Source organism: Chitinophaga terrae (ex Kim and Jung 2007), from assembly GCF_900107795.1.
GTDB classification, from domain to species: Bacteria; Bacteroidota; Bacteroidia; order Chitinophagales; family Chitinophagaceae; genus Chitinophaga; species Chitinophaga terrae.
This window is the reverse complement of the sequence record NZ_FNRL01000001.1, coordinates 171357-197563: the sequence shown is the minus strand read 5'-3', so window position 1 is coordinate 197563 and position 26207 is coordinate 171357. Positions and strand designations below refer to the sequence as shown.

Here is a 26207-nt window from a genome sequence, read left to right as displayed (position 1 = left end):
TTGTATTGATTTTGCACCTCTTTGAACAAGGACTTTAATATATCGATTTAAATTCTATCTTTGCAACTCTTAAAATTTTTTTTATAAACCCGAAACAAACAGTATGCAACTTAAAGGACTGGTAAGATTTTTTGCCATCGCACTGATCCTTATCTCTTTGTACCAATTGTCCTTCACGTTTTTAGTGCGGAACTATGAGAAGAAGATAGAGCAGCAGGCCGAAAGCGATGTGGCCAAAGCGTACCCTACACCTGAAAAAAAATATCCGGGCAGCCAGGAACTTCAGAGCTTTTACTCTGATACATTGAAAGGGTATGTAAAAGACAGAAGACAAGAGATTCTGGACAGTACCAGCAGCAAGCAGATTGCAGGTTTCCCTTGGAACGTTACCTACACCAAAGCAAAAGAAAAAGAGTTGAACCTGGGTCTCGACCTGGTTGGGGGTATGAACGTTGTACTGGAAGTGAACGTGGAGGATGTGATCCGCGCGCTCTCCGGCCAATCCAAAGATGCTGCATTCAACAAAGCGCTGGAAAGGGCAAATGAACTGAAAAAGACTAACCAGGCAGATTTTGTTACTTTGTTCGGGCAGGCATACAGCGAAATTGCACCTCAGGGCCGACTGGCTAACATTTTCGCTAATGCTTATCAAAAAGATATCACTTTTAACTCTACCAATGCCCAGGTACTGGACATGATCCGCAGAGAGTCTAAAGTGGCTATCAAAAACACCTATATCGTACTTCAGAAACGTATTGATAAATTCGGGGTTGCCCAGCCAAACATCAGCCTTGACGAAAACAAAGGCCTGATCTCTGTAGAACTGGCAGGCGTTGATAACGCAGCCCGCGTACACAAATACTTACAGGCTACCGCAAACCTGGAATTCAGGGACGTTTACAAAAACTCTCCTGATTTCTTCCAGAATGTGCTGGTGCCAATGAACGAAGCTATTAAAAATGCCTCTGTAACTCCTGCCGCTGCCGCTCCTGCGACTACCGACACTACTGCTACAGCCGCAAATAACAATGCCGCCGATACTTCCAAAGACGGCAGCTTAAGCTCATTCATCAAGAAAACAGGTAAGGATTCTGCTTCTTCCAGCAAAGAATTACAGTTGCAACAGGCGCAGAAAGAGAACCCGCTGTTCATGGTATTGCACCCGAACTACGATCCTCAATCCGGTTCCCTGTATCCTTCCCCTTCTATCGGTTCTATCTTACCAAAAGATACTGCTACTTTCAACCGCTACATGCAGATCCCTGCTGTAAAGAACCTCTTGCCTAAAGACGCGGTATTTGCGTTCGGCGCTGAAAACAAGCAGGATAAATATGGTCCTATCTCTGTTTACGTGCTGAAAGTAAACCCTGCTAATCCAACTCCGCGGGTAGGTGGTGAAAGCATCGTTGATGCCCGCCAGGATTTCGACCAGCATAACCGTCCTGAGATCAGCATGACCATGGACAATATCGGTGCGCACGAATGGAGAAAATGGACAAACGAATTAAAACCTGCTGATCCTAACAACCCTGCTTCTTATAACTATGTAGCAGTGGTGCTGGATAATATCGTTTATTCCGCTCCTTCCATCCAGTCAGAGATCGCCGGTGGCCGTTCTTCTATCAGCGGCAGTTTTACTGTTGAAGAAGCAAACGACCTGGCTAACATCCTGAAATCAGGTAAAATGCCTGCTCCTGCACAGATCGTACAGGAACAGATCGTTGGACCTACCCTGGGCGCCGAGTCTATCGCTGCAGGCGCCAAATCATTCATGATCTCCTTTGTTATCATCTTCGTACTGATGCTGGTGTACTACAACACCGCCGGTTGGGTGGCTAACATCGCGCTGATCCTGAACCTCCTGTATACTTTCGGTATCCTCGCTTCCATGGGCGCTACGCTCACCATGGCCGGTATCGCCGGTATGGTACTGACCATCGGTATGGCGGTAGATACCAACGTAATCATATTCGAAAGGATCAAGGACGAACTGACACATGGCAGATCATATGCCGATGCGGTAAGCCACGGTTACAAACGCTCTTACGCGCCTGTACTGGATGGTCACATCACCTCCCTGTTGACAGCTATCATCCTCTTCTACTTCGGTTTGGGTCCTGTACTGGGCTTTGCTACCACTCAGATCATAGGTTTGATCCTGTCTCTGTTCTGCGGTATCATGGTTTCCCGTATGGTTACTGACTTCTGGATGAAGAAGAAAAGACATTTCGAATACTTTACGCCGATCTCCCGCAAGATCTTCAAACACGCAGCCTTCGATTTCGTTGGTAAACGTAAGATCGCTTACATTATCTCCGGTTTTGTAATGCTGGCGGGTATTTCTTCCTTCTTCCATGGCTTCGACCACGGTATCGACTTCTCCGGTGGTCGTAATTATACCGTTCGTTTCGAACGCCCGATGAACAGGCAGGAAATTGCTGATCAACTGGAAAAAGAATTCGAATCTGAAGTATTCGTGAAAACTATTGGTTCAACCAACCAATTGAGCATCACTACTTCATATAAAATTGAACAACAAAACCAGGACGTTGACAAAGAAGTTGCTGCTAAACTTTACAATGGCCTGAAAAAATACTACGATGCGTCTGTAACGCCTGAAGTGTTCAGCAGCCGTTATATCGTTGGGTCTCAAACCGTATCGCCAACCATTTCGGACGACCTGCGCGCAGGTGCGGTAAAAGCGACCATCCTGTCGCTGGTGGTGATCTTCCTGTATATCTTATTACGTTTCAGCAAATGGCAGTACTCAATCGGTACTATCTTCTCCCTGCTGCACGACGTAATGGTTATCCTGGCAGTATTCTCCTGGTGCCGTTCATTTGTTCCGTTCACCCTGGAAATCGACCAGCACTTTATTGCTGCGATCCTGACAGTGATCGGCTTCTCCATGAACGATACCGTGATCGTATTTGACCGTATCCGTGAATACTTCAAAACGGGCGAACATGGTCGCGACAGGAATAAGGTGATCAACAAGGCGATCAACGATACTTTGAGCCGTACCATTATGACCTCCCTCACCGTGTTCCTCACCATCCTGATCCTGTTTATCTTCGGAGGTGAAGTAACCCGTGGATTTGCTTTTGCAATGTTAGTGGGTGTGATCACCGGTACTTATTCTTCTATTTTCGTTGCTGCTCCTGTATTGGTAGATTTCGACAAGAAAAACCAATTGAGTAATGAAAGCGAGTCAGTAGATGTTACTGTAAAGAAAGCATCTCCTGCAACGAAGTAAGTATAACAGAACGAATGTTTGATACATAAAAAACCTCTCTCTATCAACTAGAGAGAGGTTTTCTTTTTTAAGGTAAGAATAATATTATCTGCTTACTGCTTCCTGAAAACGAAGCCCTGGGCGGCTTCTTCCTGTTGGTAGTCGATTTCCATGCCTAACAGGTACATGCCATGCGCTTTTTTCATCAGAACCGGGATACCGGCAATGTCAAACAACTCGTCGTCCTGCTGTTGCTCATCAAAGCCTATCATATAAGCCATCCCCGAACAGCCACCGCCTTTGACGCCAACCCGCAAAAAGGGAGAGGTAGCCTGGCCCGACTCCATCAACGACCTGATAACCTGTATAGCTGTGGGAGTGAGCAGAATAGGAGTGTTGTTCATGATTGATTTTCAATTTTTATCAAAATTAGGGAATCGCGTTGGGTTCGCGTTACAGTGCTTTCTTGCAGGTAACCTTATGCCTGCCGGGCGGCCAGCTCAAGTAATTGCTGGTGCAGCTTAAGCACCTGTGGTATAACCAGTTGTTGTTCATCGTTATAGATAACGTAGTCGGAGAGTTTCATTTTAATCCTTTCATCTATCTGCTTCTGTATCCGCGCCAGTACTTCTTCCCTGGTTACATTATCGCGTTTCATGACCCGTTGAATACGAAGCGGTTGCGGCGCATATACGCCAATGACCCTGTCCAGGTGATGGAAGGATTCGGATTCGAACAGCAGGGCTGCTTCCTTCAGTACATAAGGCGTTTTCTGTTCACTGGCCCATTGGTCAGAGTCGCGTATGGTAGCGGGATGAACAAGGGAATTGAGCAGTTGCAGTTTTTCTTTGTCGTTAAAGACGATATTTCCCAGGTATTTCCGGTTCAGGGCGCCGTTGGCGTCATAGGTTTCAGGCCCGAAATGCTCTTTGAGCTGGGCTACCAGAATTTGATCCCTTACCATGATGTCTTTGGCTCTGTCGTCTGCATAATATACAGGGACACCTAATAGTTCGAAAATTTTACTTACAGTGCTTTTGCCGGAGCCGATCCCTCCGGTGATTCCAATCTTTAACATGTGTACAAGGTATGAAGTTTCACGCAAAGGGGCAAAGTTGGGGGAGGAAGCGTAAGGATATGATAAGGGAATTAAGAATACAAAGGGAGGAGAGAAAAAAATAAAAAGCAAAGAAGCAAAGATATGTTCAGATGTCTGGAACATATTCTTTGCTTCCTTGCTTTTTATATCCGCTTCGATTGTAAAAAAATCTCTGCGTTCTTAGCTTCCTTAGTTTCTTTGCGTGAACTATTTAGCGTCGGTAGCTGCTTTCTGTTGGTTAGCAGAGTATTCCATGCTGATAGCGGAACGCTCGATGGTGAAGGTAGTACCAGGACTAACTTCAATCACTACAGTATTATCGGCAGGGTTCATTTTCTTGATCTTACCATGGATACCGGCAATAGTAACAATTTTATCACCTTCTTTCAGGTTATCGATAAACTGTTTTTGCTGTTTGGCTTTCTTGGTCTGAGGACGAATCATGAAGAGCCACATGATAAGGATCATACCTCCAATGAACAGGATAGTTTGAAATCCGCCTCCGCCGCCTTGAGCGCCTCCTGCCGGAGGGGCCATGAGTAAAATGTTTAGAATGTTCATCTATTTGTTGATTTATTAGTTTAATGTCTTATTTCGAGACAATATTACACTGAATTTTTGGCCCTAAAATATATCCCTGGCTGCCATTTGTTTTGATAGAGATCTCCTTTTCTGTATATCCTGATTTTCCATGACTGTCGAAGATCACTTTCATAAAGCCGGACTCACCTGGTTTGATGGGTGATTTAGGCCATTCAGGAACTGTACAGCCGCAACTGGAGATCGCATCTTCAATAACAACCGGGCTATTGCCAGTGTTGGTGAATTTGAAAGAATATTCCACTTTTTCACCTTCGGTGATGTCGCCAAAGTTATGAACCTTTTCTTCAAAGGTCAAAGCGGAAGCCAGGCTTGTGTCAACTTTCTGCTGGCCGGTGTTTGCAGAGCCGGCTTCAGAATGGGTGTTATTATTGTTACAAGCTGCTGCTAGCAGGCTTCCCAGGGCAAATAAACAGAACAGTTTTTTCATGGCATTGCTATTTTGAGCTAAAAATAACTTTTCCCACTTACTTTTTAGGGCGGTCCTGTTTTTGAACCAGCTGATCTTTTTCCAGGTCTTTCAGGATGTTATCCAGGATCCCGTTGATAAACTGACCGCTCTGGGGCGTACTGTAGGCTTTAGCCAGATCAATATATTCATTGATCGTTACTTTGGTGGGGATGGTTGGGAAATACAGGAATTCGCATACCCCCATTTCCATAAGCAACATATCTACTGCCGCAATACGTTCGGAATCCCAGTTCTGTAATTTAGGTTTGATTAGATCCAAGCAGTAATCTTTTTTATCGATCACTGTTAACAGGAGTTCCCTGGCGTATTCCAGCTTTTCTTTGCTGATGAGCTGCATAAAGTTGAACAGATGCGGCTTGTTGAAATAGTTATTGATCAAGATGCCCATCATTTCTTCATCATCGCCCCAGTGGAGGAAAGTATCTTCCATGTGTTGGATGAAGAGTTCATTTTTAGCCAGTATTTCTTTATAAATGAATTCCAGTATTTCTTTTTCGCCTGCCTTCGTTCTGGAATTGTCGGCAATGTATGCTTTATAGGCATCGGTGGCTACTAACTGGTTATAGAGTTTTCTGATCAGGCTTTCATCAATGTATTGTTTCATTCTCCATTGTTCCAGGTTTACCTGGAAGCCCTTGTCGCCAGTAATCTGGTAAATAAATTCATTTCCGGCTATCTTGGTGTTCACCTGCAGGTCTTCTGCTGATGGTAGGTGTTTTGAAGCACGGGATTGTGCGTCAATCTCGGCATATTGCGCTACCTGTGTTACTGAGTAGAGCAGGTAGGTGAAAATCTGGCAAGTCTGGTCCAGCTTTTCGTTCAAAAGTCTGGTAGCCGTGCCTGGCTTAATACTGCTTTGCTCCATCGTTTCCAGGGCGTATAGCGTTTGCATCACTTTAACCCGGATGTTTCTTCTACTGATCATCGTATAAAAAAGAACTGGTATAAGGGCGCAAAACTAGAGAAAAATTTTCATATTCATTGGGCGAAGTTTCCCGCAAAGGAGCAAAGAAGCAAAGCAGCAAAGACATTTTTTGAGATTATTAAGGAAAATAAGGGAGCAAGGGTTGAAAAGATTGTATTAAATAACATTATATAGCATTATGTAGTATTGTATAGCATTATATAATACAATCTTTTCCTTATTATCCTTAATAATCTCAAAAAATGTCTTTGCTGCTTTGCTTCTTTGCTCCTTTGCGGGAAACTTCGCTCCTTTGCGGGAAATAAACTGACATTTTTTCCAGACGCTTGTCATGATTTGTCAGTATGCCGGGAAGACAATACCTTCGTAACCTGCAAATTTGACCCAAATCCGGCCTTGGCATAATGTTCGTGGACGAGAAAACACAAATTTTCAAACTTCTTTTTTAAATAAAAACTACTATGGCTAAACAATTAAGTATTAAACCTTTAGCTGACAGGGTGATCGTGAAACCTGCAGCAGCAGAAGAGAAGACAGCTGGTGGTATCATCATCCCCGATACCGCGAAAGAAAAACCAGTGAGAGGCACCGTAGTGGCTGCTGGTCCTGGTAAAAAAGATGAGCCTATAACAGTTAAGGTAGGCGATACCGTGTTATATGGTAAATATTCTGGTCAGGAACTTCCGATTGAAGGCGAAGATTACTTAATCATGCGTGAATCAGATATCCTCGCTATCATCTAAGTAGTAAAGGATAAATTTTAATTCCTAAAAAAGAAAAACTGTAAAGTATTATGGCAAAACAAATATTCTTCAATATAGACGCCCGCAACAAAATGAAGAAGGGCGTTGATACTTTGGCTGATGCAGTAAAAGTGACCCTGGGTCCAAAAGGCCGTAACGTAGTTATTGAAAAGAAATTCGGAGCTCCAGGCGTAACTAAAGACGGTGTTTCAGTTGCTAAAGAAATCGAACTGGAAGACGCTATCGAGAACATGGGTGCGCAAATGGTGAAAGAAGTAGCTTCCAAAACTGCTGATCTGGCAGGTGATGGTACTACTACTGCTACCGTTCTGGCTCAGGCTATCATCGGCGAAGGTCTGAAAAACGTAGCTGCAGGCGCTAACCCAATGGACCTGAAACGCGGTATGGACAAAGCTGTTAAAGCTGTTGTTGAAAACCTGAAAAAACAATCCGAAAAGATCGGTAACGATACTAAAAAGATCGAACAAGTTGCTTCTATCTCTGCAAACAACGACAGCGAAATCGGTAAACTGATCGCTGAAGCTATGCAGAAAGTAACTAAAGACGGTGTGATCACTGTTGAAGAAGCAAAAGGTACTGATACTACTGTAGAAGTAGTTGAAGGTATGCAATTCGACCGCGGTTACCTGTCTCCATACTTCATCACTAACAGCGAGAAAATGCAGGCAGAACTCTCTAATCCTTATATCCTGATCTACGACAAAAAGATCAGCACTATGAAGGATATCCTGCACATCCTGGAAAAAGTAGCTCAGCAAGGCGCTCCACTGGTTATCATCTCTGAAGACCTGGAAGGCGAAGCACTGGCTACCCTGGTAGTGAACAAATTACGCGGTACCCTGAAAGTTGCTGCTGTTAAAGCTCCTGGCTTCGGCGACAGAAGAAAAGACATGCTGCAGGACATCGCTACCCTCACTGGTGGTATCGTGATCAGCGAAGAACAAGGTTACAAACTGGAAAACGCTGACCTGACCTACCTCGGTAAAGCTGAATCTATCACTATTGATAAAGACAACACTACGATCGTAGGCGGTAAAGGTGAAAAAGACGCGATCCAGGCTCGTATCGGCCAGATCAGGGCTCAGATCGAAGTAACTACTTCAGATTACGACCGCGAAAAATTACAGGAACGCCTGGCTAAACTGAGCGGTGGTGTTGCTGTACTGTACGTAGGCGCTGCTACTGAAGTTGAAATGAAAGAGAAAAAAGACCGCGTAGACGACGCATTACACGCTACCCGCGCTGCCGTTGAAGAAGGTATCGTTCCAGGTGGTGGTGTTGCTTACATCCGCGCTATCGAATCTCTGGACAGCCTGAAAGGCGACAACAACGACGAACAAACCGGTATTACCATCGTTAAACGCGCAATCGAAGAACCTCTTCGCCAGATCACCGCTAACGCTGGTATCGAAGGTTCTATCGTAGTTCAGAAAGTAAAAGAAGGTAAAGCAGATTTCGGTTTCAATGCCCGCACTGAAACTTATGAAAACCTGCTGGCAGCCGGTGTTATCGACCCAACTAAAGTGAGCCGTATCGCCCTGGAAAATGCCGCTTCTATCGCGTCTATGCTCCTGACTACAGAATGCGTAATCGCTGATAAACCAGAACCTAAAGCCGCTGCTCCAGCTATGCCTGGTGGTCACGGTATGGGTATGGATTATTAATAATCAACTTACTCATAGAAGGAAAACTCTCTCTACACCCGGTAGAGAGAGTTTTTTTTATGCCATTCAATCTCCCTATTGTAACTTTACCGGTTCAAATCCGTTACACGACAAATACAAGAAATAAGAAGCGGATGAAACCAGTTGTACGTATTCTAAGCATTTGCCTGCTGTTTCTGATAACTGCCTGCATTAAAAACAAAGACGGAGCGCTCATCATGGCCGATCCGAAAGCGGAAAGCAGCATACAGGCATATTTGCGCCAGCATAATGATTCAGCCATCAGGGACATTTCAGGCATCTATTACCGGATCCTGGAACCGGGCGACGGCGAGCACTTCTGCAAGCCAACTTCCATTCCCTCAATCATTTATACCTCCAAACTCCTCAATGGGCAGATCGTAGGCTCTTCCTTTGCACCAACGGATTTCGACCGCAGGGAACTGAAAAACCACATTCCCGGCTGGCAGATAGGACTATATAAGATATCAAAGGGAGGAAAGATCAGGTTATACATCCCTCCGGAACTGGCCTATGGAAATGTAGGCGTAGCCGGGGTTATACCGCCCAACGCCATCCTGATCTCAGAAATAGAACTGGTAAAGATCGATTAAAGAAGATTGATTAACTTAACGTAATATAAACATAACTGACACTGTATGAAGAAATTATTCGTCCTGGGAGCCGGAGTGTTGCTGTTTGCTTTCGCCGCATGTAATAAAAAAGACAACGGGCCGGACTACGACCCTAATGCACAATACGATATCGATTCTGCCAAAATTGTAGCCTACATACAAGCCAACAATATTCAGAACGTACAACACGACTCTCGTGGCCTTTTCTACCAGATCGTAAAACCCGGAGGAGAACAGAAACCCAACGGCGTTGCCAGCGTAAAAGTAGGTTATACCGGTACCTTGCTGGATAAATCCAAATTCGACGGAAAGGATACCGCCTATTTCGATCTCAATAAAGTGATCACCGGCTGGACCGTAGGTATTCCAAAAATCGGTAAAGACGGAGAAATCAATCTCTTCGTGCCATCCATCTACGGATACGGTCCTTACGCTAACGGCCCTATCCCGCCTAACTCCGTACTGGTATTCAACGTGAAACTTTACGACTTCGTTAATAAGTAGATTTCACGCAGAGGGGTTTCCCGCAAAGACGCAAAGAAGCAAAGACGCAAAGAATTTTGTTTTAAGGAGGCAAAGAAAGCGAAGATTATGTTATATAACACAATCTTCGCTTTCTTTGCCTCCTTACTTTCTTAATATAAATTCTTTGTGTCTTTGCTTCTTTGCGTCTTTGCGGGAAACCCCTCTGCGGGAAACCGCGAAACATTACGTAGTTTTACATGTTAAATAGATTTCACTAGTGGCACAAGAATGTATTTCCGTCTTTGACATCTTCAAAATAGGGGTAGGCCCTTCCAGTTCCCATACCTTAGGGCCTTGGAGAGCGGCGCTGCGCTTCCTCCAACAATTGGAATCAACAGGTAAATTACCTTCCGTTCAGAAAGTACAGGTACTGCTGTACGGATCGTTAGCTAAAACCGGCCACGGGCACGGTACCGATATCGCCGTTCAACTGGGGCTATGCGGCGATGATCCCGTTACCTTCGACGTAAACCAGATCAATCCTAAAATAGATACTATACGCCGCGACCGGAAAATGACGGTAGCCGGCAAATATGAGATCGACTTCGATCCCGTGGAGGACATCGATTTCCTTTATGAAGAATCATTACCCTTCCATCCTAACGCCCTTACGTTTTTAGTATCGCTGGCCGACGGAGAACAACTGGCGTCAACTTATTATTCCATTGGCGGCGGTTTCGTAGTGCAGGAAGGAGAGAGCGGCAGCAGCGCTCAACAGGTAGATCTGCCTTTCCCGATAGATACCGCCCGGCAGCTGCTGCAATGGTGTATCAAAACCGGTTACAGCATCTCTGAACTGGTGCTGGAAAATGAACTGGCCTGGAGGCCCGAAGAACAGACCCGCGCAGGGTTGTTGAATATCTGGAGAGTGATGCAGGAATGCACTTTCAGGGGTTGTCATACCGCCGGCGATCTGCCAGGCGGCCTTCGTGTAGCCCGCCGTGCAGCCGCGCTCAATAAAAAGCTTTTAAAAGGCCGTACCTATACCGATTATGCTTCGTGGATAGCTGCTATCCGCGAAGGCGGTACGCACTTTTCGTATACGCTCGACTGGGTTAGCTGCTTTGCCCTGGCCGTGAATGAAGAAAATGCTTCGTTTGGCAGGGTAGTAACAGCGCCTACAAACGGAGCGGCAGGCGTTATTCCTGCTGTTTTGCAATACTTCATCGCATTCTGCGACGGATTGCACGACGACAAGATTCAGCAATTCCTGCTGGTAGCATCCGAGATCGGCAGCATCTTCAAAAAACGTTCAACCATTTCCGCTGCTATGGGCGGTTGCCAGGCGGAGATCGGCGTATCGTCGGCCATGGCTGCTGCTGCGCTGACAGAATGCCTGGGCGGATCGCAACGCCAGGTTTTAATGGCCGCAGAAATAGCCATGGAACACCATCTTGGCCTGACCTGCGACCCGATAGGCGGACTGGTTCAGGTGCCCTGCATAGAAAGGAATACAATGGGCGCTATCAAAGCTATCACCGCTTCACAACTGGCGTTGCAAAGCAACCCGGAACTGGCCAAAGTATCGCTCGACGCAGTCGTGAAAACCATGTGGGAAACAGCGCAGGACATGAACTCAAAATATAAAGAAACTTCAGACGGAGGATTAGCGGTAAACATTCCTATCAGTTTACCCGAATGCTGATCCATCTACCGGGTTACGGATTTTGTTGTCGTTTTTGAGATGTTGGGAAAGTAGCCTATTTTCGTTTACATCGATTTTACTACAACTGACCGTAATCCGGTATTTCGTATGCGCTTTATCCTGGCCACTTCCTTACTGCTGACATCAGTAACTTTATCAGCCCAACAGTTCGGCGGAAACCCTCCATCCCTGAAATGGCAACAGATCAATACCGATACTGTGAGGGTTATATTTCCCAAAGGCATGTCGCTCCAGGGAGAACGTGTAGCCAATACCGTTCAGCTGATCAACAGGACAACCAGGAGTTCTATCGGAAACCTGCAGAAAAAAGTAGATATCGTTTTACAGAACCAGACAATGATGTCTAATGGTTATGTGCAGTTGGGGCCTTTCCGTTCAGAATTTTATTTAACGCCGCCCCCGTCTTCGTTTGACCTGGGATCGCTTAACTGGGTTGACCAGTTATCCGTGCATGAATACAGGCATGTATTGCAGAATATGAATTTCCGACAGGGACTCTCCAGGGTATTTTCCATTTTAGGAGGCCAGCTAGGCCAGGCTGCTGCTACGAATATTGCGGTTCCTGACTGGTTCTGGGAAGGAGATGCAGTGGTGATGGAAACAGCGCTTTCTCCACAGGGGCGGGGCCGGCTGCCGGGCTTCTTCGATGGATTCAGAGCGCTTGCGTTGAGCAACAGGAAGTATGCCTATATGAAGATACGCAACGGGTCGTATGTCGATTTTGTTCCCAATCATTACCCTTTAGGCTATTTAATGGCAACTTATGGAAGAACACATTATGGTAATGATTTCTGGAAAGATGTGACCACGGATGCAGTCAGGTACCGCGGACTGTTTTATCCCCTTTCTCACAGCCTGAAAAAACGTACGGGCAAGAACGTTACTGCATTCTATCACAGCATGCTGGAAGAGTACCAGGCCTACTGGAAGAATTACGCCTCCAGGCCCGATACTACCCCGGCTGTTCCTGTTACTCCCGCCTCCAGGACAGTTACAGACTATAAATATGTATATGCAGCCGGTAACAATGAATGGCTGGTTTTAAAAGATGCTTATAACAAAGTTCCCGGGATCTTTAAGATAAAAGAGAATGGGGAGAGCGAACTTGTTGTAAGGCCGGGACTGGCGTTCGACGATTATTTCAGCTATAGCAACGGGCGTATAACCTGGGCGGCTGCACGTTTTCATCCACGCTGGAGCTGGAAAGACCTTTCGGTGATCCGGGTGCATGATATACATACCGGCCAGACGAGAACTGTTACCGGCTGGGGAAAGTTCTTTTCTCCCGATATCAGTCCAGATGGCAGGCAGATTGTTGCAGTGGTTGTAACGCCGGCAATGGAGTACAGTTTGCAACTGATCAACGCTGAAACAGGGAAGCCCGAAAAGCAGTTGCCTAACCCGGAGAACTGGTATTATACCTATCCAAAATTTGATATTGCCCGTAACCAGGTGATCAGTGGAGTGAGAAATCATCGTGGAGAAATGGCACTGGCGCAGATCTCCCTGCAGGATGGCAGCGTTGCTTTGCTTACCAACTGGAGCTATAAAGCTATTGGCATTCCCACGCTGAAGGGAGATACAGTTTTCTTTGCTGCCGGCTATAAAGATGTTAATGATCTCTATGCGATCACCTTACGTGATCGGCAACAGTACGAAGTTACAGACCGGGGTAACAGCGTTTCCCAGGCGGCTTTGTCGCCGGCGGGCGACAGTCTTGTATTCAGCGAGTTCACAGATCGGGGGTATCATTTGTATAAAGCTGCCACAAGGTTAAAGAAAGTGAATGTTGATCAGCTTACGCAAAGCAAGTGGTTGCAACCGGCATTTGCAGAAGGGGGCAATATCCTTGACCGGGTGCCTGCGGATTCTTTGCCAGTGAAGAAATATGCACAGTTGACAAGGCCTTTCAACTTTCACAGCTGGGTGCCGTCGTTCAATGATCCCGAATACGGGATTGCGTTGCTGGGAGAGAATATCCTGAATACGACCAGCACCAGCATTGGTTATACATATAATAATAATGAAGGAAGTTCCGATATCTATGGCCGGTTTACGTTTGGCGGATGGTTCCCTTACCTGTCTATCGGCGCCGATTATAACATCAACAGGTACGGGTTTGACCAGAACCGGAACAAAGTATACTGGAATGAAGCAACCGGGTATATAGGGTTCAGCATCCCGCTGAATTTCTCGTCGGGCCTCTACAGCCGGAGTCTCAGCCTGGGAAGTAATTTTAATCTCCGGCATCGTTACCTGAGCAGCAAATATGCGAATAACGACCTGCAATTCCTGTCCAATACCCTCATCTTCAGCAACCAGCGTTTAAAAGGTCTTCAAAATATTTATACCCATTTCGGGCAATACCTGGCGGCACAGTATAACCGTACAACAGGCGGCCTTTTTGCAGAGCAGCTATACCTGCGGTTCGACCAATACCTGCCGGGCATCTGGCAGAATCACAGCATTGTATTGCAGGCAGCTTACCAGCAAAGGGATAAATCATTCTATTATAGCTTCTCTGATAATTTCGTGTATGCGAGAGGGTATAACAAGCCTTTATATACCAGCATTTACAAGCTGGGCGCCAACTATCATTTCCCTATTGCGTACCCCGATTGGGGATTTGCACAGATACTTTATTTCAAGCGCATACGTGCCAATGTCTTTTATGATTACAGCCAATCTACCTACGCTATCAATCATTCGCGTGCCCGGTATTCCTCAACCGGGGGAGAGCTGTATTTCGATACCCGTATCGGCAACGCCCTTCCATTCTCCTTTGGTGTGAGGGTGAGTCATTTGTTGGATAACGACCCGGTAGACAATGCAAAGCAACGGGTAGACTTTATTGTGCCTATCCAGCAGTTGTTTAATTATTGATCATGATATTTTGTTGCAGTGCCATAACGTGGAATTTTAGCAATATTGCCAAAAGTGATTTTCCATGTTATAGATAAGAGTTTGCCTGGTGGTTACCGTCTACTTTACGTCAAACCTGAGGCTTGGAGCTTTATACATTTTGTCGGGAGTATATTGAATAATGATCTCATCAAAGTACAATACATCGCCGCTTTCCAGGTTGGCTTTCAGGGCTTTGCTCCAGAGGGGAGATAAAGTGGCGGCTTTGAAATTGTCGCCGGTATAGTCTTTATAGATGTTCACCTGGCCGGTAGTATCATTGAGATAGGGTTCATGTTTTTCGTAGGTAAAGGCAAAGGAAATAACCGGGTATTTGACATTTTTTTCATCCCTGACAATGAGGGCTGAATCCAGGAGTTTGATCACTTCGTTTTTTGGAAGGGTATCGCTCAAAAAAATGCTCCAGCTGCTGCGGAGTTTCGCAGGTCTTTTGTTGGCGCTTGTGGCGGGAGAGGGGGCCGCTTTAGCCGGCTTTTTGCTGCTTTGAGCAAAAGTACAGGCAACAGAAAATACAAACAGGCAACTTAGTGACAGTTTTTTCAGCATGATGATATGGGGATATAAGATCGCCCGGTATAGTAACGCCGGGCGATCTTAAAAATTATAAGGATTTTAAACTTTCCTCTATGGCAGCGATTTTGGCTTCGGCATCCGATTTCTTGCGACGCTCCGCCTCAACAGCTTCCGGTTTGGCATTCTGTACAAAACGTTCGTTGGAAAGCTTTTTCTCTACTGATACGAGGAAGCCTTTCAGGTAATCCAGGTCTTTCAGCAGGGTTGCTTTCTGAGCGGAAGTATCCAGCGCTGTTTCTGTTTCAATATAGAATTTATCTTTCTGGATCACCAGGTTGATGCAACCCGGTACCGGTTCCTGTACAAAATTGATAGTCTTGGCATTCACCTGTTTGGCCAGGATGTTTTCAATTTGTGCAAATGCATGCTGGTGCTTTGTTTCTATATGCAGTACAACCTGGTCTTTAGGTTTGATCTGGTTTTTATTACGTGCATCGCGGATGCTGGTGATCACTTCTTTAGCCAGGGCGCCTTCAACCAGGACGCTGTGAACCGGTTGTGCAGGGGAAGTGAACTGCTTCATCATCAGTGAATCATCTGCCGCCCTGTTATCCAGCAACTGGTAGATCTCTTCTGTGATGAAAGGCATATAAGGGTGAAGCAATTGCATCAACTGCTCAAAGAAGTAAATGGTTTTGCGATATACAGCAGCGGAAATTGGTTGTTCAAAACCAGGTTTGATCCACTCCAGGTACCAGCTGCAGAAATCGTCCCAGATCAGGCTGTAAAGCGCTTTCAGGCCTTCGCTCAAACGGAAGTCCTGGTGCAGTGCAGCTACTTCCTGTTGCACCTGGTTCAGGCGGCTTTCAAACCATTTGACAGCAAAATGCCCGTTGGCGTCTGTGTTATCCACTTCCTGGCGCTGTTCCCACATCTTGATCAGTTTCAGCGCATTCCACATCTTATTATTGAAATTACGGCCCTGCTCACAGCTGGCGTTATCATATAACAGGTCGTTACCGGCAGGAGATGAGATCATGATACCGAAACGAACCGCATCAGCTCCGAATTCGTGAATGAGTTCAAGCAGGTCGGGCGAGTTACCCAGTTGCTTACTCATTTTTCTGCCTTGTTTATCGCGCACCATCCCGGTGAAGTAAACATCGCTGAATGGTTTTGTTTGTTTGTATTCCAGGCCGGCCATGATCATACGGGCAACCCAGAAGAAGATAATATCCTGACCCGTTACCAGTACGGAGGTAGGGTAGTAGTAGTTAATATCTTCATTGCCGGGGTTGGAAATACCGTTAAATACTTCCATAGGCCAGAGCCAGGAGCTGAACCAGGTATCCAGGCAGTCTTCGTCCTGGGTCAGATCGGCAGCGCTAACCTGGATGCCGCGGGCGGCAAATTGCTGAACGGCTTCTTCTGCAGTAGCGGCTACTTCAAACGATCCGTCGGAGGTATACCAGGCAGGAATGCGTTGTCCCCACCAGAGCTGGCGGGAAATACACCAGTCTTTCACATTTTCCATCCAGTATTTGTAGGTGGCCAGGAAGCGATCGCCCGGATGGATCCTTACATCGCCGTTCACAACTGCATCCAGTGCCGGTTTGGCCATTTCGGCCATTTTTACGAACCATTGGGTAGAAATACGTGGTTCTACTACAGTATCCGGGTTGCGTTGGCTGTAACCCAGGCGGGTAGTATATTCCTGCTCCTTAACCAGTTGACCTGCTTCTTCCAGCGCGGCTACCACTTTTTTGCGGGCAGCAAACCTGTCTTCTCCCACAAATACCACGGCAGCTTCACTCAGTGTACCATCATCGTTCAGCGTATCAACAATTTCCAGGTTATGTTTCAGACCCAGGTTATAGTCGTTGATATCGTGAGCCGGCGTTACTTTCAGGGCGCCGGTACCAAATTCTTTATCTACATAGGTATCAAAGATCACCGGAATGCGGCGGTTAACCAGTGGAACGGTTACATAGAAGCCTTTCAGGTGAGTATATCTTTCGTCTTCCGGATGAACGCAGATAGCAGTATCGCCCATGATAGTTTCAGGGCGTTGGGTGGCAATAGTGATGAATTCTCCGGTTGGTGTGCCGGCAGCATCAGTTACCGGGTATTTTACATGATATAATTTACCCTGTATGTCTTTGTATTCTACTTCTTCGTCGCTCAACGCGGTTTTAGCTTTAGGGTCCCAGTTGATCATCCTGGCGCCGCGGTAGATAACGCCTTTTTTATACAGATCAATGAACACCCTGATCACTGCTTTGTAGTAGTGATCGTCCATAGTAAAGGTAACCCGGTCCCAGTCGCAGCTGCAGCCCAGTTTTTTTATCTGGTGGTAGATGATGCCGCCGTATTTATCTTTCCATTCGAAAGCATATTTTAAAAACTCTTCTCTGCTGAGTTGTGATTTCTCGATACCTTTTTCTCTTTTGAGCATATCTACCACTTTCGCTTCGGTAGCGATAGAGGCGTGATCGGAACCCGGAACCCAGCAGGCGTTGTACCCGCTCATGCGCGCACGACGTACCAGTATGTCCTGTACGGTTTCATTCAGAGTATGGCCCAGGTGTAAGACGCCGGTGACGTTAGGAGGAGGGATCACGACAGTAAAGGGTTGGCGGCCATCCGGTTTTGAGCGGAAATAACCTTTGTCCATCCAATGTTGGTACCATTTTTCTTCAACCGTTGCAGGTAGGTAGTTTTTCGAAAGTTCCATGCTATTAATATATAAGGTTGCAAAAATAACAGATTGCCGGCAAAAGTTGCTAGCAAAGTGGGAAAGGGAGTTGCTATAAATTAAAGCGCTGCGATCACCTGGCAGGTTTTGGCCACCATGTCGGGCGTGATGTCGAGATGTGTTACTATCCTGATCTGGGTAGGGGAGATAGCCACTACCAGTATGCCTTCTTTTTGCAGCGCTTCAACGAAGGTAGCAGGCGTATAGCTGCCGGAAACATCGAAGATGAGGATATTGGTTTCGACAGGCAACATGTTGCTGACGAATGATTTGGTATTCAATACATCCGCGATCTGGCGGGCATGGGCATGATCTTCTGCCAGCCTGTTTATATGATTTTCAAGGGCATAGAGTCCGGTGGCAGCCATAAACCCTGCCTGGCGCAGGCCTCCTCCCAGTTTTTTACGGATCCGGCGGGCGGCTTTGATAAAGGTTTCGCTTCCCAGGAGTACGGAACCCATTGGGCAGCCCATTCCTTTATTCAGGCAAACGGAGATGGTGTCGAATGTTTTCCCATAGGCTTTAGGGTCCTGGCCGGTGGCTACCAGGGCGTTAAAGAGCCTGGCTCCGTCGAGGTGGAGCGCCAGTTCATGCTCCCGGCAAACGGCTGCGATCTTTTCTATTTCCTGCCAGTCGTAGATGCAGCCGCCGCCCCTGTTGGAAGTATTTTCCAGGCAAACGAGGCTGGTCCGTGCTTTATGCACATCATCCGGGTTGATGGCTGCTTTTACCTGGGCTGCGGTGATCATACCGCGGTCGCCGGCTATAGGGCGGGTTTGTGCGCCGGCATTAAAAGCGATGCCGCCGCCTTCATAAATATAAACATGGGCAAGGTCGCTGCAAACCACTTCATCCCCTGGTTGCGTATGTACTTTAATGGCGATCTGGTTGCTCATTGTGCCGGAAGGGCAGTACAAGGCTGCCGCTTTGCCAAAATAGTCTGCCATCCTGGCTTCTAATTTATTCACGCTTGGGTCTTCGCCGAAAACGTCGTCCCCGGTTTCGGCGGTGATCATCGCCTGTAACATGCCAGGGGTGGGACGTGTGAAAGTGTCGCTTCTAAAGTCAATCATTTTATTGAAAAATTTGCAAGTGCTTCTGGAATAAATTAGTGATGATGATAATTTAATAATGATTCTTTATCAATTGTTAAAATTTGTATAAAGCACAGCATTTTAACAACTAAAACACTATTAAAATTCGTTATTAAAACGTACTTTGTTATATGGCTGGCAAATATAAGAACGATTTGGTAGAGTGATTCGTTAGCACGATCTTTGCAGACTTATTTCGGAAAAAAACAATAAAGCGCGGGAAACTTTGTAAGTTAATTATTTTCCTTAATCGAACAAAAAATTTCTTTCGCTGTTATTTATTTATAAACCAATACAATTTTTCATATGAGGCAACTTAAAATTGCCACCCAGATCACCAATCGTGATTCGCAGGCGGTAGAAAAATACCTGCAGGAAATCTCGAAGATCCCTTTGTTAACACCTGAGGAAGAGACCGTTTTGGCGCAGCGTATAAAAATGGGCGATCAAAAGGCTCTTGAAAGATTGACTACAGGAAACTTACGTTTCGTTGTTTCTGTTGCCAAGCAGTATCAGCACCAGGGCCTTAGCCTTAGCGACCTTATTAATGAAGGTAATCTCGGCTTGATCAAAGCGGCACAACGTTTCGATGAAACGAAAGGTTTCAAATTCATCTCTTATGCAGTTTGGTGGATCCGCCAATCCATCCTGCAGGCGTTAGCTGAACAAGGTCGTCTTGTAAGGCTGCCGCAAAATAAAATTGGCACTTATAACAAAGCTAACAAAGCTTACATGGCATTCGAACAGGAAAACGAACGGGAACCGTCTACCGAGGAACTCGCAGAAATCCTGGAAATGTCCGAATCAGAAATCAACAACATCTTCCAAAGCAACACCCGCCACATGTCATTGGATGCACCTGTGCACGAGGCTGAAGACGTAGCAATGGGCGATCTGCTGGAAGGTGGCGATATCACTGACGACGACGTTATGAGAGATTCACTCCGTGAGGAAATTAAGAGAGTCCTGAAATCTCTCAGCCCACGCGAAGCGGAAATCGTAAATGCTTATTTTGGTCTGGATGGTGAAAATGGCGCAACAATCGAACAAATCGGTCAGAAATACGATCTGACAAAAGAAAGGATCAGGCAAATTAAAGAACGTGCTATCAAGCGACTGCAAAAAGCTCGTTATAGCGGCGCTTTAAAATCATACCTGGGATAATAGTTCTGAATTTAACTTTTTTTGATTTTTACCTAGAAGTTGCTAACGATAGAAGAAAATCATTAAACAGGATAATCTCTACTAATCCTCTTTATTCTATAAGAACACCGGCCTGGTAAATACATGGCCGGTGTTCTTATTTTATATACTACCCTTATTTTTGCATACATGCGCCTGATACCTCTATGTTCCCTGATCGTTTGCCTGTTTTCAGCTTGTGAAAAGGACATCAATATTGATATACAGTCGTCGGACCCCCAATTAGTAGTAGAAGGAGTGATAGAAAATGACAGCTACCCGCAGGTGATCCTCTCCCGTAGCCTGAGCTATTTTTCCAGCATCGATTCTGCCATAATTGAGAATACCTATGTGCATAATGCAGTTGTTACCGTCAGCAATGGCAGTCAGACAATGGAGTTGTCGGAACAGCGGCTTACTTTGCCGCAGGGAGCAACTTATTATGCCTACAGGCCCGATCTGCGCAGACCCGGTGTTTTCTTCAAAGGAAAAGTAGCCGGGAAGTATACGCTGAAAATTCAAACTGACAATAAGACATACGAGTCAGTAACGACCATTCCACTGACAGGAATGGAGCTGGACTCTATCTGGTGCACGAGAGTATTGCTGAATAATGGGGACACAACCAAGATCCGGCTGTGGGCAAGGATTACAGACGATCCAGACAACAGCGGTTATGTACGGTATTTTACAAAAAGGAATAGCGAACCAACCTACCCGGGAATTACATCTGTCATAGATGATAGAATTGTGAACGGCACAACATTTGAAATTCCCCTGGACGCTGGAATAGACAGGAGTCAGAAACCAGATCCTGATACCTACTATGCATTATTCAGCCTGGGAGACACCATTACCCTGAAGTTTTGTAATATTGACAAACCAACCTGGGATTTCTGGCGTACAGTCGATTATGCCTTTAATACAAGTGGTAATCCTTTTTCATCCCCAACCCGCATCCTTGGCAACATCCCCGGAGCCTTAGGCTACTGGGGCGGTTACTCGGCAAAGTATAAGAAGATATTTATACGAAAGTAATTATACAGCAAAAAGTATGGAAAACAAGCAACAAGAGCATGTGCATTTATTGATCGTCGGTTCAGGCCCCGCAGGCTATACCGCCGCAATCTATGCCGCAAGAGCCAACCTGAAACCAGTATTGTACCAGGGCATCCAACCCGGCGGCCAGTTAACGATCACTACTGAAGTTGAAAACTATCCCGGCTACCCGGAAGGCATACAAGGCCCGGAAATGATGGTGGATTTCGAAAAACAAGCTACCCGCATGGGCGCCGATATCCGCTACGGAATGGCTACTTCCGTTGATTTTAGCAAACAACCTTATAAAGTCGTTATCGACGAAGAAAAAGAAATCACCGCCGACGCGATCATCATCGCCACAGGCGCTTCTGCCAAATGGTTAGGACTTCCTTCCGAGCAACGCCTGAACGGTAGCGGTGTTTCTGCCTGCGCAGTATGCGACGGGTTTTTCTTCCGCGGTAAAGAAGTAGCGATCGTCGGAGCCGGCGATACCGCTGCCGAAGAAGCATTATACCTCTCTAAAATGTGCAGCACCGTGCATATGCTGGTACGCCGCGACGAAATGCGCGCATCCAAAGTAATGCAGGACCGCGTACTGAAAACTTCCAACATCATCGTTTACTGGAATTCAGAAGCCGATGAAGTGCTGGGCGAAAACAAAGTAGAAGGCCTGCGCATCTACAACAACAAAACCCAGGAAAAGAAAGAGATCGCTGTAAGCGCATTCTTCGTGGCTATCGGTCACCAGCCTAACTCCGCGATCTTCAAAGACTATGTAGAGCTGGACGAACAAGGCTATATCATAACCGTTCCGGGATCTACCCGCACCAATGTTGAAGGCGTTTTCGCCTGCGGCGACGTACAGGACAAGATCTACAGGCAAGCGGTTACCGCTGCGGGAAGCGGCTGTATGGCTGCCCTGGATGCGGAAAGATATCTCTCTGCCAAAGAACATCAACACCAATAAAAATATAAAAGGATAACAGTCAACCGGCTGTTATCCTTTTCAATATCTGTACATGCTTACTATCGCCCTGGAACAGGCTTCTTTCTACGCCTATCACGGTCTATACCCGGAGGAAACAATTATCGGCAATACTTTTATTCTCGATATCGCTGTTCGCATCCCCGATATGCAACACACAGACCAGCTAGCCGAAACCGTTAACTATCAAGGGATCTACGAGATAGCCGAGGCGGTAATGGCCGTGCCTCGCCCGCTGCTGGAAGAAGTGGTCTATGCCCTCACCGATGAACTGAAACAACGCTACCCGGCCATCCAGCACAGTGTTGTAAGCCTTCGCAAAATGAACCCGCCTATGGGCGCCAGCGTTCGCAACTCCCTCGTGTCGCTGGAAAAATCGTATTAAATTTTTTTAGGGTATTGATAACGTTTGTCATCTGTAATTTTCGTAAATTTATAGATATAAGCTAATCAATTAATTCACTGTAAAAATCCTGTCCTATGTTGAAACGGATCATGGCAGTTGCCTTTTTGTTATTAGGAGGGCTGGTTACCCAGGCTCAGAGTGTAAATGAAATGGTGGAAGAGGCAAAACAGCTTGAAAAGCAGATGAAAGAAGAAGAGGCACTGCAAAAGGATAAAGAGATTTTAAAAATTCAGCCTACCCAGCTAGATGCACTCAACCAGGCCAGCCAGCTTTCGGCAAGGGTAGGTAATCGCCAGAAAGATAAATCTGACAAAATAAATTATTTCAACCAGGCTAAGAGCTATGCCCAGGAAGCCCTGAAGGTGAATCCTAACAGCGCGGAGTCTAACCTCTCCATGGCCATTGCCATGGGCCGTATGGCCCTGATCTCAGGGGCTAAGGACAAAGTTGCTGCCTCCAAAGACGTGAAGAAATACGCTGAACTGGCGATCAAACTGAATCCTAATATGGCGCAGGCCTATCATGTACTGGGGAAATGGAATTTCGAAGTGGCGAACCTCAACGCCTTTGAAAGAGGTGCAGCAAAAATGCTGTTCGGCGGGTTGCCGGATGGATCTTTGCAGAACGCCATTGCCAATTACGAAAAAGCCAGGCAGCTGGACCCCGGTTTCCTCCTGAACTACTACGAACTGGCCAGGGCTTATAAAGAGAACGACCAGCAGGATAAAGCCATAGAAGTACTGAAAAAAGCGCTCACCCTCAGGAATATTACCCAGGATGACGCCAGCATTAAAGCAGATTGCAAAAAAATGCTGGACGATCTTCAATAACAAACCCCCTTATATCTCTTTTCCTTTCCACTTCCCGCTCCTGAGATACAGGTAGCTCAGGAGGAAGATAATGATCCAGTAAATAAAGTCGGCGCCCCAGGCCCACTGCAAAGGACTGCGCATCCGTTCTATCACGATGTCGCAATACGCCAGGTAGCCGATCACCGCAACAATTTCGGTGATAAGGTTCATCCTTGTATTGCCAGTGCCCAATACCCCGCTTAGCACCACGGCCGATACAGCCATCAGCAAGGTGCTCAGGGAAATAACACGGATGCTCGGAATAGCCGCTGCTATCAGGTCGTTGTTCGTTGTATAGATCTTCAACAACGTATAGGGGAACAGGTTAATAATGATACAAACGGTAACAGCGCAAAGCAGGCTAAGTGCCACGATCTTCCTGATGGCCGGGAATACCTGTTCGCTTTTTCCCTGGCCAATCACATTGCTGACCATTGTATTGCAGGCCGCGGCCAGCGACCAGGTAAAAATACCGAACAGGCCGAAAATGCTCCTCAGCATATTGGAAACCGCCAAAGGCCGTTCTCCCAGGTGTTCAATAAAAATGAAAAAAACAAACCAGCTGCCGATGCTGAACAGGAACTGTACGATAATCGGAGCCGAAACATTCAGGATATTCCAGATAACCTTCCAGCTGATCCGCAGGAATCCGAATAATTGATACCGCAAATGATATTTCCCCGCGAACAATATGGTAAAGGCTACTATGAAGCCTGTGGCTTCCGCGATCACGGAGGCTACTGCGGCCCCGTTCAGTCCCAGTTGGGGCAGGCCCAGTTTCCCGAAGATCAGCAGGTAATCCATCGCTATATTGGTGAATTCCTGGCATAACGACGTGGCCGCCAATACTTTGGAGTGCCCGCTGCCAATATAGAAAGCGTTCGACATATTCAGCAGCATCAGGAAAGGCAGTCCCCAGATCCGGATACGGATAAACGAAACGGCTGCCTCGTAAATATGTTTATCGTGCAGGCTTTTGGAGAAAAACCAGGGAGCGGCAGATAAGGTGATGATGATGGCGATGAAAGAAAAGACCAGGCCCAGTTGTATGCCATTGGAAAACAGCTGACCGATCCCGCTGTACTGCTGCTGACCCGCCCGGCGGGCTATCAGTACCTGCATCCCGTTGTTCAGCCCGTAGGCGATCATATACATGACCAGGTAGTAGATACCCGCAATACCATTGGCAGCCAGCTCAAATTCTCCTAACCGGCCTAAAAACGCTGTATTGGTAATGTGATTGATCTGGGGGATGATAAGGGCCAGGCAAATAGGGCCCGCAATCTTCATGATTTCCCTGTAGTTAACTTCCAGCTGCATAGTACGTCCAAATAGGTACAGGCAGCAAAGATAGCTTTATTGTCGTCATTCTCCCGACATAAAAGAACAAAAGGGCTTTTCCAATAACTGAAAAAGATTATTATTGTAATTCATTTTGAATGGAATAGTATGCCCGTAGCTTACAACATATATCCGTCTTTTGCTGTAGATGATGAAACACTACTGGAAACGGATCTTACTGCCTGTAATTTGTTAGTGATGGTGGGTAACGGAACATTTAGTTATGTGGTGTTTGATGCTGTGGCTAAGAAATTCCTGGCATTAAAATCTTATCAGTACACGCCCAGCAAGCTGGCATTGGCCGACCTGGAAATGATCGAACAGGTATTTGATACAGACAAATTGTTGCTGACAGCCTTTAAATCCGTTTTACTGGCCTTCAAGACAGGTAACAGTGTATTAGTGCCATCTGCCTATTACCTTCCTTCCCTGAAAAAAGACTACCTGCATTTTTCTTTCCCGGAAAGGATACAGGAAGCTATACTGGTAGATCAGGAAGAACAGTTGCCCATGGTGAATATCTATAGCGTAGATAAAGACCTGTTGGGTTTTCTAAGGAAGGAGTTCTCCACCGACCTGATACTGCACGCCAATACAGCCTTGTTGCAATCTTACCCTATGGACCTGGATTTCAATCACAGCGCGGGTATTGCCTTTGTTGAGATAGAAGAACAGCGTTTTACGATCACTGTTTTCAGGAACGGGCAGTTGCAGATCCAGAAGGAAGCAGCATTCGTAGAAGGGCTGGACGTCGTATATACAGTGGTGAACCTGTTACGGCAATTAGGCCTGGACGAGCAAAAAGTAAAAGTGAAGCTGGGAGGAGCAGTGGCAACAGATACTTCTGTTTACCAGGAAATGTATAAATTCATTCCGCAACTGGAGTGGATCCAGCGGGTACCGGGACTTAGCTACATCACAAAGATGCAGGAGATACCGGGTTATTATTTTCATAATTTGTATGCCCTGGCATTATGCGTATAATCGGAGGAAACAGTGGAGGCAGAAAGATACAACCGCCTACCAGGATGCCGCACACGCGGCCAACAACAGACATCGCAAAAGGCGGTCTGTTTAATATATTAGAGAACAACCTCGATATCTCAACCTTAAAAACATTGGATCTTTTCGGCGGAACAGGCAGCATCACTTATGAACTGGCGTCGAGAGGCGCAACAGACCTGACGATCGTGGAGAAAGATCCTGCCATGGCGGCTTTTATCAGTAAAACCGCTACCGCGCTGGACATTGAAGGTATGAAGCTGGTAAAAACGGACGTGTTCAAATACCTGCAGCAATGCACGGAAAAATTTGATCTCATTTTTGCAGATCCTCCATATATGATGGAAACGCTGGACCAGCTGCCTTTAATAGTATTTGAAAAAGAGATGCTGAACCCTGAGGGCTGGCTGGTAATAGAACATACCCAACAGAATAAATTTAAAGACTACTCCTGGTACCGGTCGGAGCGGAATTATGGAGAAACGGTCTTTTCTATCTTCATCAACAGAGATTCGCTTAAGAAGTAACGC

General features: G+C 46.2%; 23 protein-coding genes. 14 read left to right on the top strand and 9 right to left on the bottom strand.

Annotation, left to right across the window (positions count from 1 at the left end; all coding sequences use genetic code 11):
* Nucleotides 1-103 precede the first annotated feature (103 nt).
* Complete coding sequence (gene secDF, locus BLV62_RS00850; RefSeq protein WP_089757662.1) at nt 104-3256, top strand: protein translocase subunit SecDF; 3153 nt, start codon at nt 104-106, stop codon at nt 3254-3256.
* Nucleotides 3257-3348: 92 nt separating this feature from the next.
* Here secDF and BLV62_RS00845 read toward each other — a convergent pair whose 3' ends face one another.
* The 5 genes from BLV62_RS00845 to nusB all read right to left on the bottom strand — a co-directional run bounded on the left by BLV62_RS00845 (nt 3349) and on the right by nusB (nt 6331).
* Nucleotides 3349-3639 (bottom strand): HesB/IscA family protein, encoded by a 291-nt coding sequence (locus tag BLV62_RS00845; protein ID WP_089757660.1) that lies wholly within the window; start codon nt 3637-3639, stop codon nt 3349-3351.
* A 74-nt stretch (nt 3640-3713) separates the two neighbouring features.
* On the bottom strand, nt 3714-4313 hold the full coding sequence (coaE, locus tag BLV62_RS00840) for a dephospho-CoA kinase (protein WP_089757658.1): 600 nt from the start codon (nt 4311-4313) through the stop codon (nt 3714-3716).
* A 228-nt stretch (nt 4314-4541) separates the two neighbouring features.
* Nucleotides 4542-4895: a preprotein translocase subunit YajC gene (gene yajC, locus BLV62_RS00835; protein ID WP_089757656.1), complete on the bottom strand. Its 354-nt coding sequence runs from the start codon at nt 4893-4895 to the stop codon at nt 4542-4544.
* A 28-nt stretch (nt 4896-4923) separates the two neighbouring features.
* A complete protein-coding gene (locus tag BLV62_RS00830) occupies nt 4924-5364 on the bottom strand; it encodes a DUF1573 domain-containing protein (protein ID WP_089757654.1) in 441 nt (146 codons plus the stop codon).
* Between the two features lie 37 nt (nt 5365-5401).
* Nucleotides 5402-6331: a transcription antitermination factor NusB gene (nusB, locus tag BLV62_RS00825; RefSeq protein ID WP_089757651.1), complete on the bottom strand. Its 930-nt coding sequence runs from the start codon at nt 6329-6331 to the stop codon at nt 5402-5404.
* Nucleotides 6332-6792: 461 nt separating this feature from the next.
* Here nusB and BLV62_RS00820 point away from each other — a divergent pair, with 461 nt between their 5' ends.
* The 6 genes from BLV62_RS00820 to BLV62_RS00795 all read left to right on the top strand — a co-directional run bounded on the left by BLV62_RS00820 (nt 6793) and on the right by BLV62_RS00795 (nt 14468).
* Entirely contained in the window at nt 6793-7074 is a 282-nt protein-coding gene (locus BLV62_RS00820; RefSeq protein ID WP_089757649.1) for a co-chaperone GroES, read from the top strand.
* Between the two features lie 50 nt (nt 7075-7124).
* Nucleotides 7125-8759, top strand: coding sequence for a chaperonin GroEL (gene groL / locus BLV62_RS00815; protein ID WP_089757647.1), 1635 nt, complete (start codon nt 7125-7127; stop codon nt 8757-8759).
* A gap of 134 nt (nt 8760-8893) precedes the next feature.
* Nucleotides 8894-9373 carry an FKBP-type peptidyl-prolyl cis-trans isomerase gene (locus tag BLV62_RS00810; RefSeq protein ID WP_168927831.1) on the top strand — a complete coding sequence of 160 codons (480 nt, stop codon included), beginning with the start codon at nt 8894-8896 and terminating at the stop codon, nt 9371-9373.
* A gap of 45 nt (nt 9374-9418) precedes the next feature.
* The gene (locus BLV62_RS00805; protein WP_089757643.1) at nt 9419-9898 is read left to right on the top strand and encodes an FKBP-type peptidyl-prolyl cis-trans isomerase; all 480 of its coding nucleotides are present in this window, start codon (nt 9419-9421) and stop codon (nt 9896-9898) included.
* Nucleotides 9899-10136: 238 nt separating this feature from the next.
* The gene (locus tag BLV62_RS00800; protein WP_089757641.1) at nt 10137-11564 is read left to right on the top strand and encodes an L-serine ammonia-lyase; all 1428 of its coding nucleotides are present in this window, start codon (nt 10137-10139) and stop codon (nt 11562-11564) included.
* Nucleotides 11565-11672: 108 nt separating this feature from the next.
* On the top strand, nt 11673-14468 hold the full coding sequence (locus tag BLV62_RS00795; protein WP_089757639.1) for a TolB-like translocation protein: 2796 nt from the start codon (nt 11673-11675) through the stop codon (nt 14466-14468).
* 99 nt (nt 14469-14567) lie between these two features.
* Here the strand turns inward: BLV62_RS00795 and BLV62_RS00790 are convergent, their stop codons facing one another.
* From BLV62_RS00790 to BLV62_RS00780, 3 genes are all read right to left on the bottom strand, one after another.
* A complete protein-coding gene (locus BLV62_RS00790) occupies nt 14568-15053 on the bottom strand; it encodes a hypothetical protein (protein ID WP_089757637.1) in 486 nt (161 codons plus the stop codon).
* Nucleotides 15054-15108: 55 nt separating this feature from the next.
* Nucleotides 15109-17754, bottom strand: coding sequence for a valine--tRNA ligase (locus BLV62_RS00785; protein ID WP_089757635.1), 2646 nt, complete (start codon nt 17752-17754; stop codon nt 15109-15111).
* Nucleotides 17755-17834: 80 nt separating this feature from the next.
* Entirely contained in the window at nt 17835-18848 is a 1014-nt protein-coding gene (locus tag BLV62_RS00780; protein WP_089757632.1) for a threonine aldolase family protein, read from the bottom strand.
* Nucleotides 18849-19175: 327 nt separating this feature from the next.
* Here BLV62_RS00780 and BLV62_RS00775 point away from each other — a divergent pair, with 327 nt between their 5' ends.
* From BLV62_RS00775 to BLV62_RS00755, 5 genes are all read left to right on the top strand, one after another.
* Nucleotides 19176-20033: a sigma-70 family RNA polymerase sigma factor gene (locus tag BLV62_RS00775; protein ID WP_089757630.1), complete on the top strand. Its 858-nt coding sequence runs from the start codon at nt 19176-19178 to the stop codon at nt 20031-20033.
* A gap of 168 nt (nt 20034-20201) precedes the next feature.
* Nucleotides 20202-21089, top strand: coding sequence for a DUF4249 domain-containing protein (locus BLV62_RS00770; RefSeq protein ID WP_168927832.1), 888 nt, complete (start codon nt 20202-20204; stop codon nt 21087-21089).
* Between the two features lie 16 nt (nt 21090-21105).
* Entirely contained in the window at nt 21106-22059 is a 954-nt protein-coding gene (gene trxB / locus BLV62_RS00765) for a thioredoxin-disulfide reductase (protein WP_089757626.1), read from the top strand.
* 52 nt (nt 22060-22111) lie between these two features.
* Entirely contained in the window at nt 22112-22462 is a 351-nt protein-coding gene (locus BLV62_RS00760; protein ID WP_089757625.1) for a dihydroneopterin aldolase, read from the top strand.
* Between the two features lie 95 nt (nt 22463-22557).
* Nucleotides 22558-23313 (top strand): tetratricopeptide repeat protein, encoded by a 756-nt coding sequence (locus BLV62_RS00755; RefSeq protein ID WP_089757623.1) that lies wholly within the window; start codon nt 22558-22560, stop codon nt 23311-23313.
* A gap of 9 nt (nt 23314-23322) precedes the next feature.
* Here the strand turns inward: BLV62_RS00755 and BLV62_RS00750 are convergent, their stop codons facing one another.
* Nucleotides 23323-24654, bottom strand: coding sequence for an MATE family efflux transporter (locus BLV62_RS00750; RefSeq protein WP_089757621.1), 1332 nt, complete (start codon nt 24652-24654; stop codon nt 23323-23325).
* A 129-nt stretch (nt 24655-24783) separates the two neighbouring features.
* On the opposite strand from BLV62_RS00750, the gene BLV62_RS00745 reads away from it, so the two are divergent.
* Together BLV62_RS00745 and BLV62_RS00740 are read left to right on the top strand one after the other, a co-directional pair.
* Nucleotides 24784-25659 (top strand): DUF3822 family protein, encoded by an 876-nt coding sequence (locus tag BLV62_RS00745; RefSeq protein WP_089757619.1) that lies wholly within the window; start codon nt 24784-24786, stop codon nt 25657-25659.
* Nucleotides 25650-26204 carry an RsmD family RNA methyltransferase gene (locus BLV62_RS00740; protein WP_089757617.1) on the top strand — a complete coding sequence of 185 codons (555 nt, stop codon included), beginning with the start codon at nt 25650-25652 and terminating at the stop codon, nt 26202-26204. The genes BLV62_RS00745 and BLV62_RS00740 overlap by 10 nt, the downstream gene beginning before the upstream one ends.
* The last annotated feature ends 3 nt before the right edge of the window (nt 26205-26207 follow it).

What these genes read in the sequence shown, in the direction of transcription:
- secDF (WP_089757662.1), top strand. Translation starts at nt 104, where the DNA reads ATGCAACTTAAAGGACTGGTAAGATTTTTTGCCATCGCACTGATCCTT.
- BLV62_RS00845 (WP_089757660.1), bottom strand. Translation starts at nt 3,639, where the DNA reads ATGAACAACACTCCTATTCTGCTCACTCCCACAGCTATACAGGTTATC.
- coaE (WP_089757658.1), bottom strand. Translation starts at nt 4,313, where the DNA reads ATGTTAAAGATTGGAATCACCGGAGGGATCGGCTCCGGCAAAAGCACT.
- yajC (WP_089757656.1), bottom strand. Translation starts at nt 4,895, where the DNA reads ATGAACATTCTAAACATTTTACTCATGGCCCCTCCGGCAGGAGGCGCT.
- BLV62_RS00830 (WP_089757654.1), bottom strand. Translation starts at nt 5,364, where the DNA reads ATGAAAAAACTGTTCTGTTTATTTGCCCTGGGAAGCCTGCTAGCAGCA.
- nusB (WP_089757651.1), bottom strand. Translation starts at nt 6,331, where the DNA reads ATGATCAGTAGAAGAAACATCCGGGTTAAAGTGATGCAAACGCTATAC.
- BLV62_RS00820 (WP_089757649.1), top strand. Translation starts at nt 6,793, where the DNA reads ATGGCTAAACAATTAAGTATTAAACCTTTAGCTGACAGGGTGATCGTG.
- groL (WP_089757647.1), top strand. Translation starts at nt 7,125, where the DNA reads ATGGCAAAACAAATATTCTTCAATATAGACGCCCGCAACAAAATGAAG.
- BLV62_RS00810 (WP_168927831.1), top strand. Translation starts at nt 8,894, where the DNA reads ATGAAACCAGTTGTACGTATTCTAAGCATTTGCCTGCTGTTTCTGATA.
- BLV62_RS00805 (WP_089757643.1), top strand. Translation starts at nt 9,419, where the DNA reads ATGAAGAAATTATTCGTCCTGGGAGCCGGAGTGTTGCTGTTTGCTTTC.
- BLV62_RS00795 (WP_089757639.1), top strand. Translation starts at nt 11,673, where the DNA reads ATGCGCTTTATCCTGGCCACTTCCTTACTGCTGACATCAGTAACTTTA.
- BLV62_RS00790 (WP_089757637.1), bottom strand. Translation starts at nt 15,053, where the DNA reads ATGCTGAAAAAACTGTCACTAAGTTGCCTGTTTGTATTTTCTGTTGCC.
- BLV62_RS00785 (WP_089757635.1), bottom strand. Translation starts at nt 17,754, where the DNA reads ATGGAACTTTCGAAAAACTACCTACCTGCAACGGTTGAAGAAAAATGG.
- BLV62_RS00780 (WP_089757632.1), bottom strand. Translation starts at nt 18,848, where the DNA reads ATGATTGACTTTAGAAGCGACACTTTCACACGTCCCACCCCTGGCATG.
- BLV62_RS00775 (WP_089757630.1), top strand. Translation starts at nt 19,176, where the DNA reads ATGAGGCAACTTAAAATTGCCACCCAGATCACCAATCGTGATTCGCAG.
- BLV62_RS00770 (WP_168927832.1), top strand. Translation starts at nt 20,202, where the DNA reads ATGCGCCTGATACCTCTATGTTCCCTGATCGTTTGCCTGTTTTCAGCT.
- trxB (WP_089757626.1), top strand. Translation starts at nt 21,106, where the DNA reads ATGGAAAACAAGCAACAAGAGCATGTGCATTTATTGATCGTCGGTTCA.
- BLV62_RS00760 (WP_089757625.1), top strand. Translation starts at nt 22,112, where the DNA reads ATGCTTACTATCGCCCTGGAACAGGCTTCTTTCTACGCCTATCACGGT.
- BLV62_RS00755 (WP_089757623.1), top strand. Translation starts at nt 22,558, where the DNA reads ATGTTGAAACGGATCATGGCAGTTGCCTTTTTGTTATTAGGAGGGCTG.
- BLV62_RS00750 (WP_089757621.1), bottom strand. Translation starts at nt 24,654, where the DNA reads ATGCAGCTGGAAGTTAACTACAGGGAAATCATGAAGATTGCGGGCCCT.
- BLV62_RS00745 (WP_089757619.1), top strand. Translation starts at nt 24,784, where the DNA reads ATGCCCGTAGCTTACAACATATATCCGTCTTTTGCTGTAGATGATGAA.
- BLV62_RS00740 (WP_089757617.1), top strand. Translation starts at nt 25,650, where the DNA reads ATGCGTATAATCGGAGGAAACAGTGGAGGCAGAAAGATACAACCGCCT.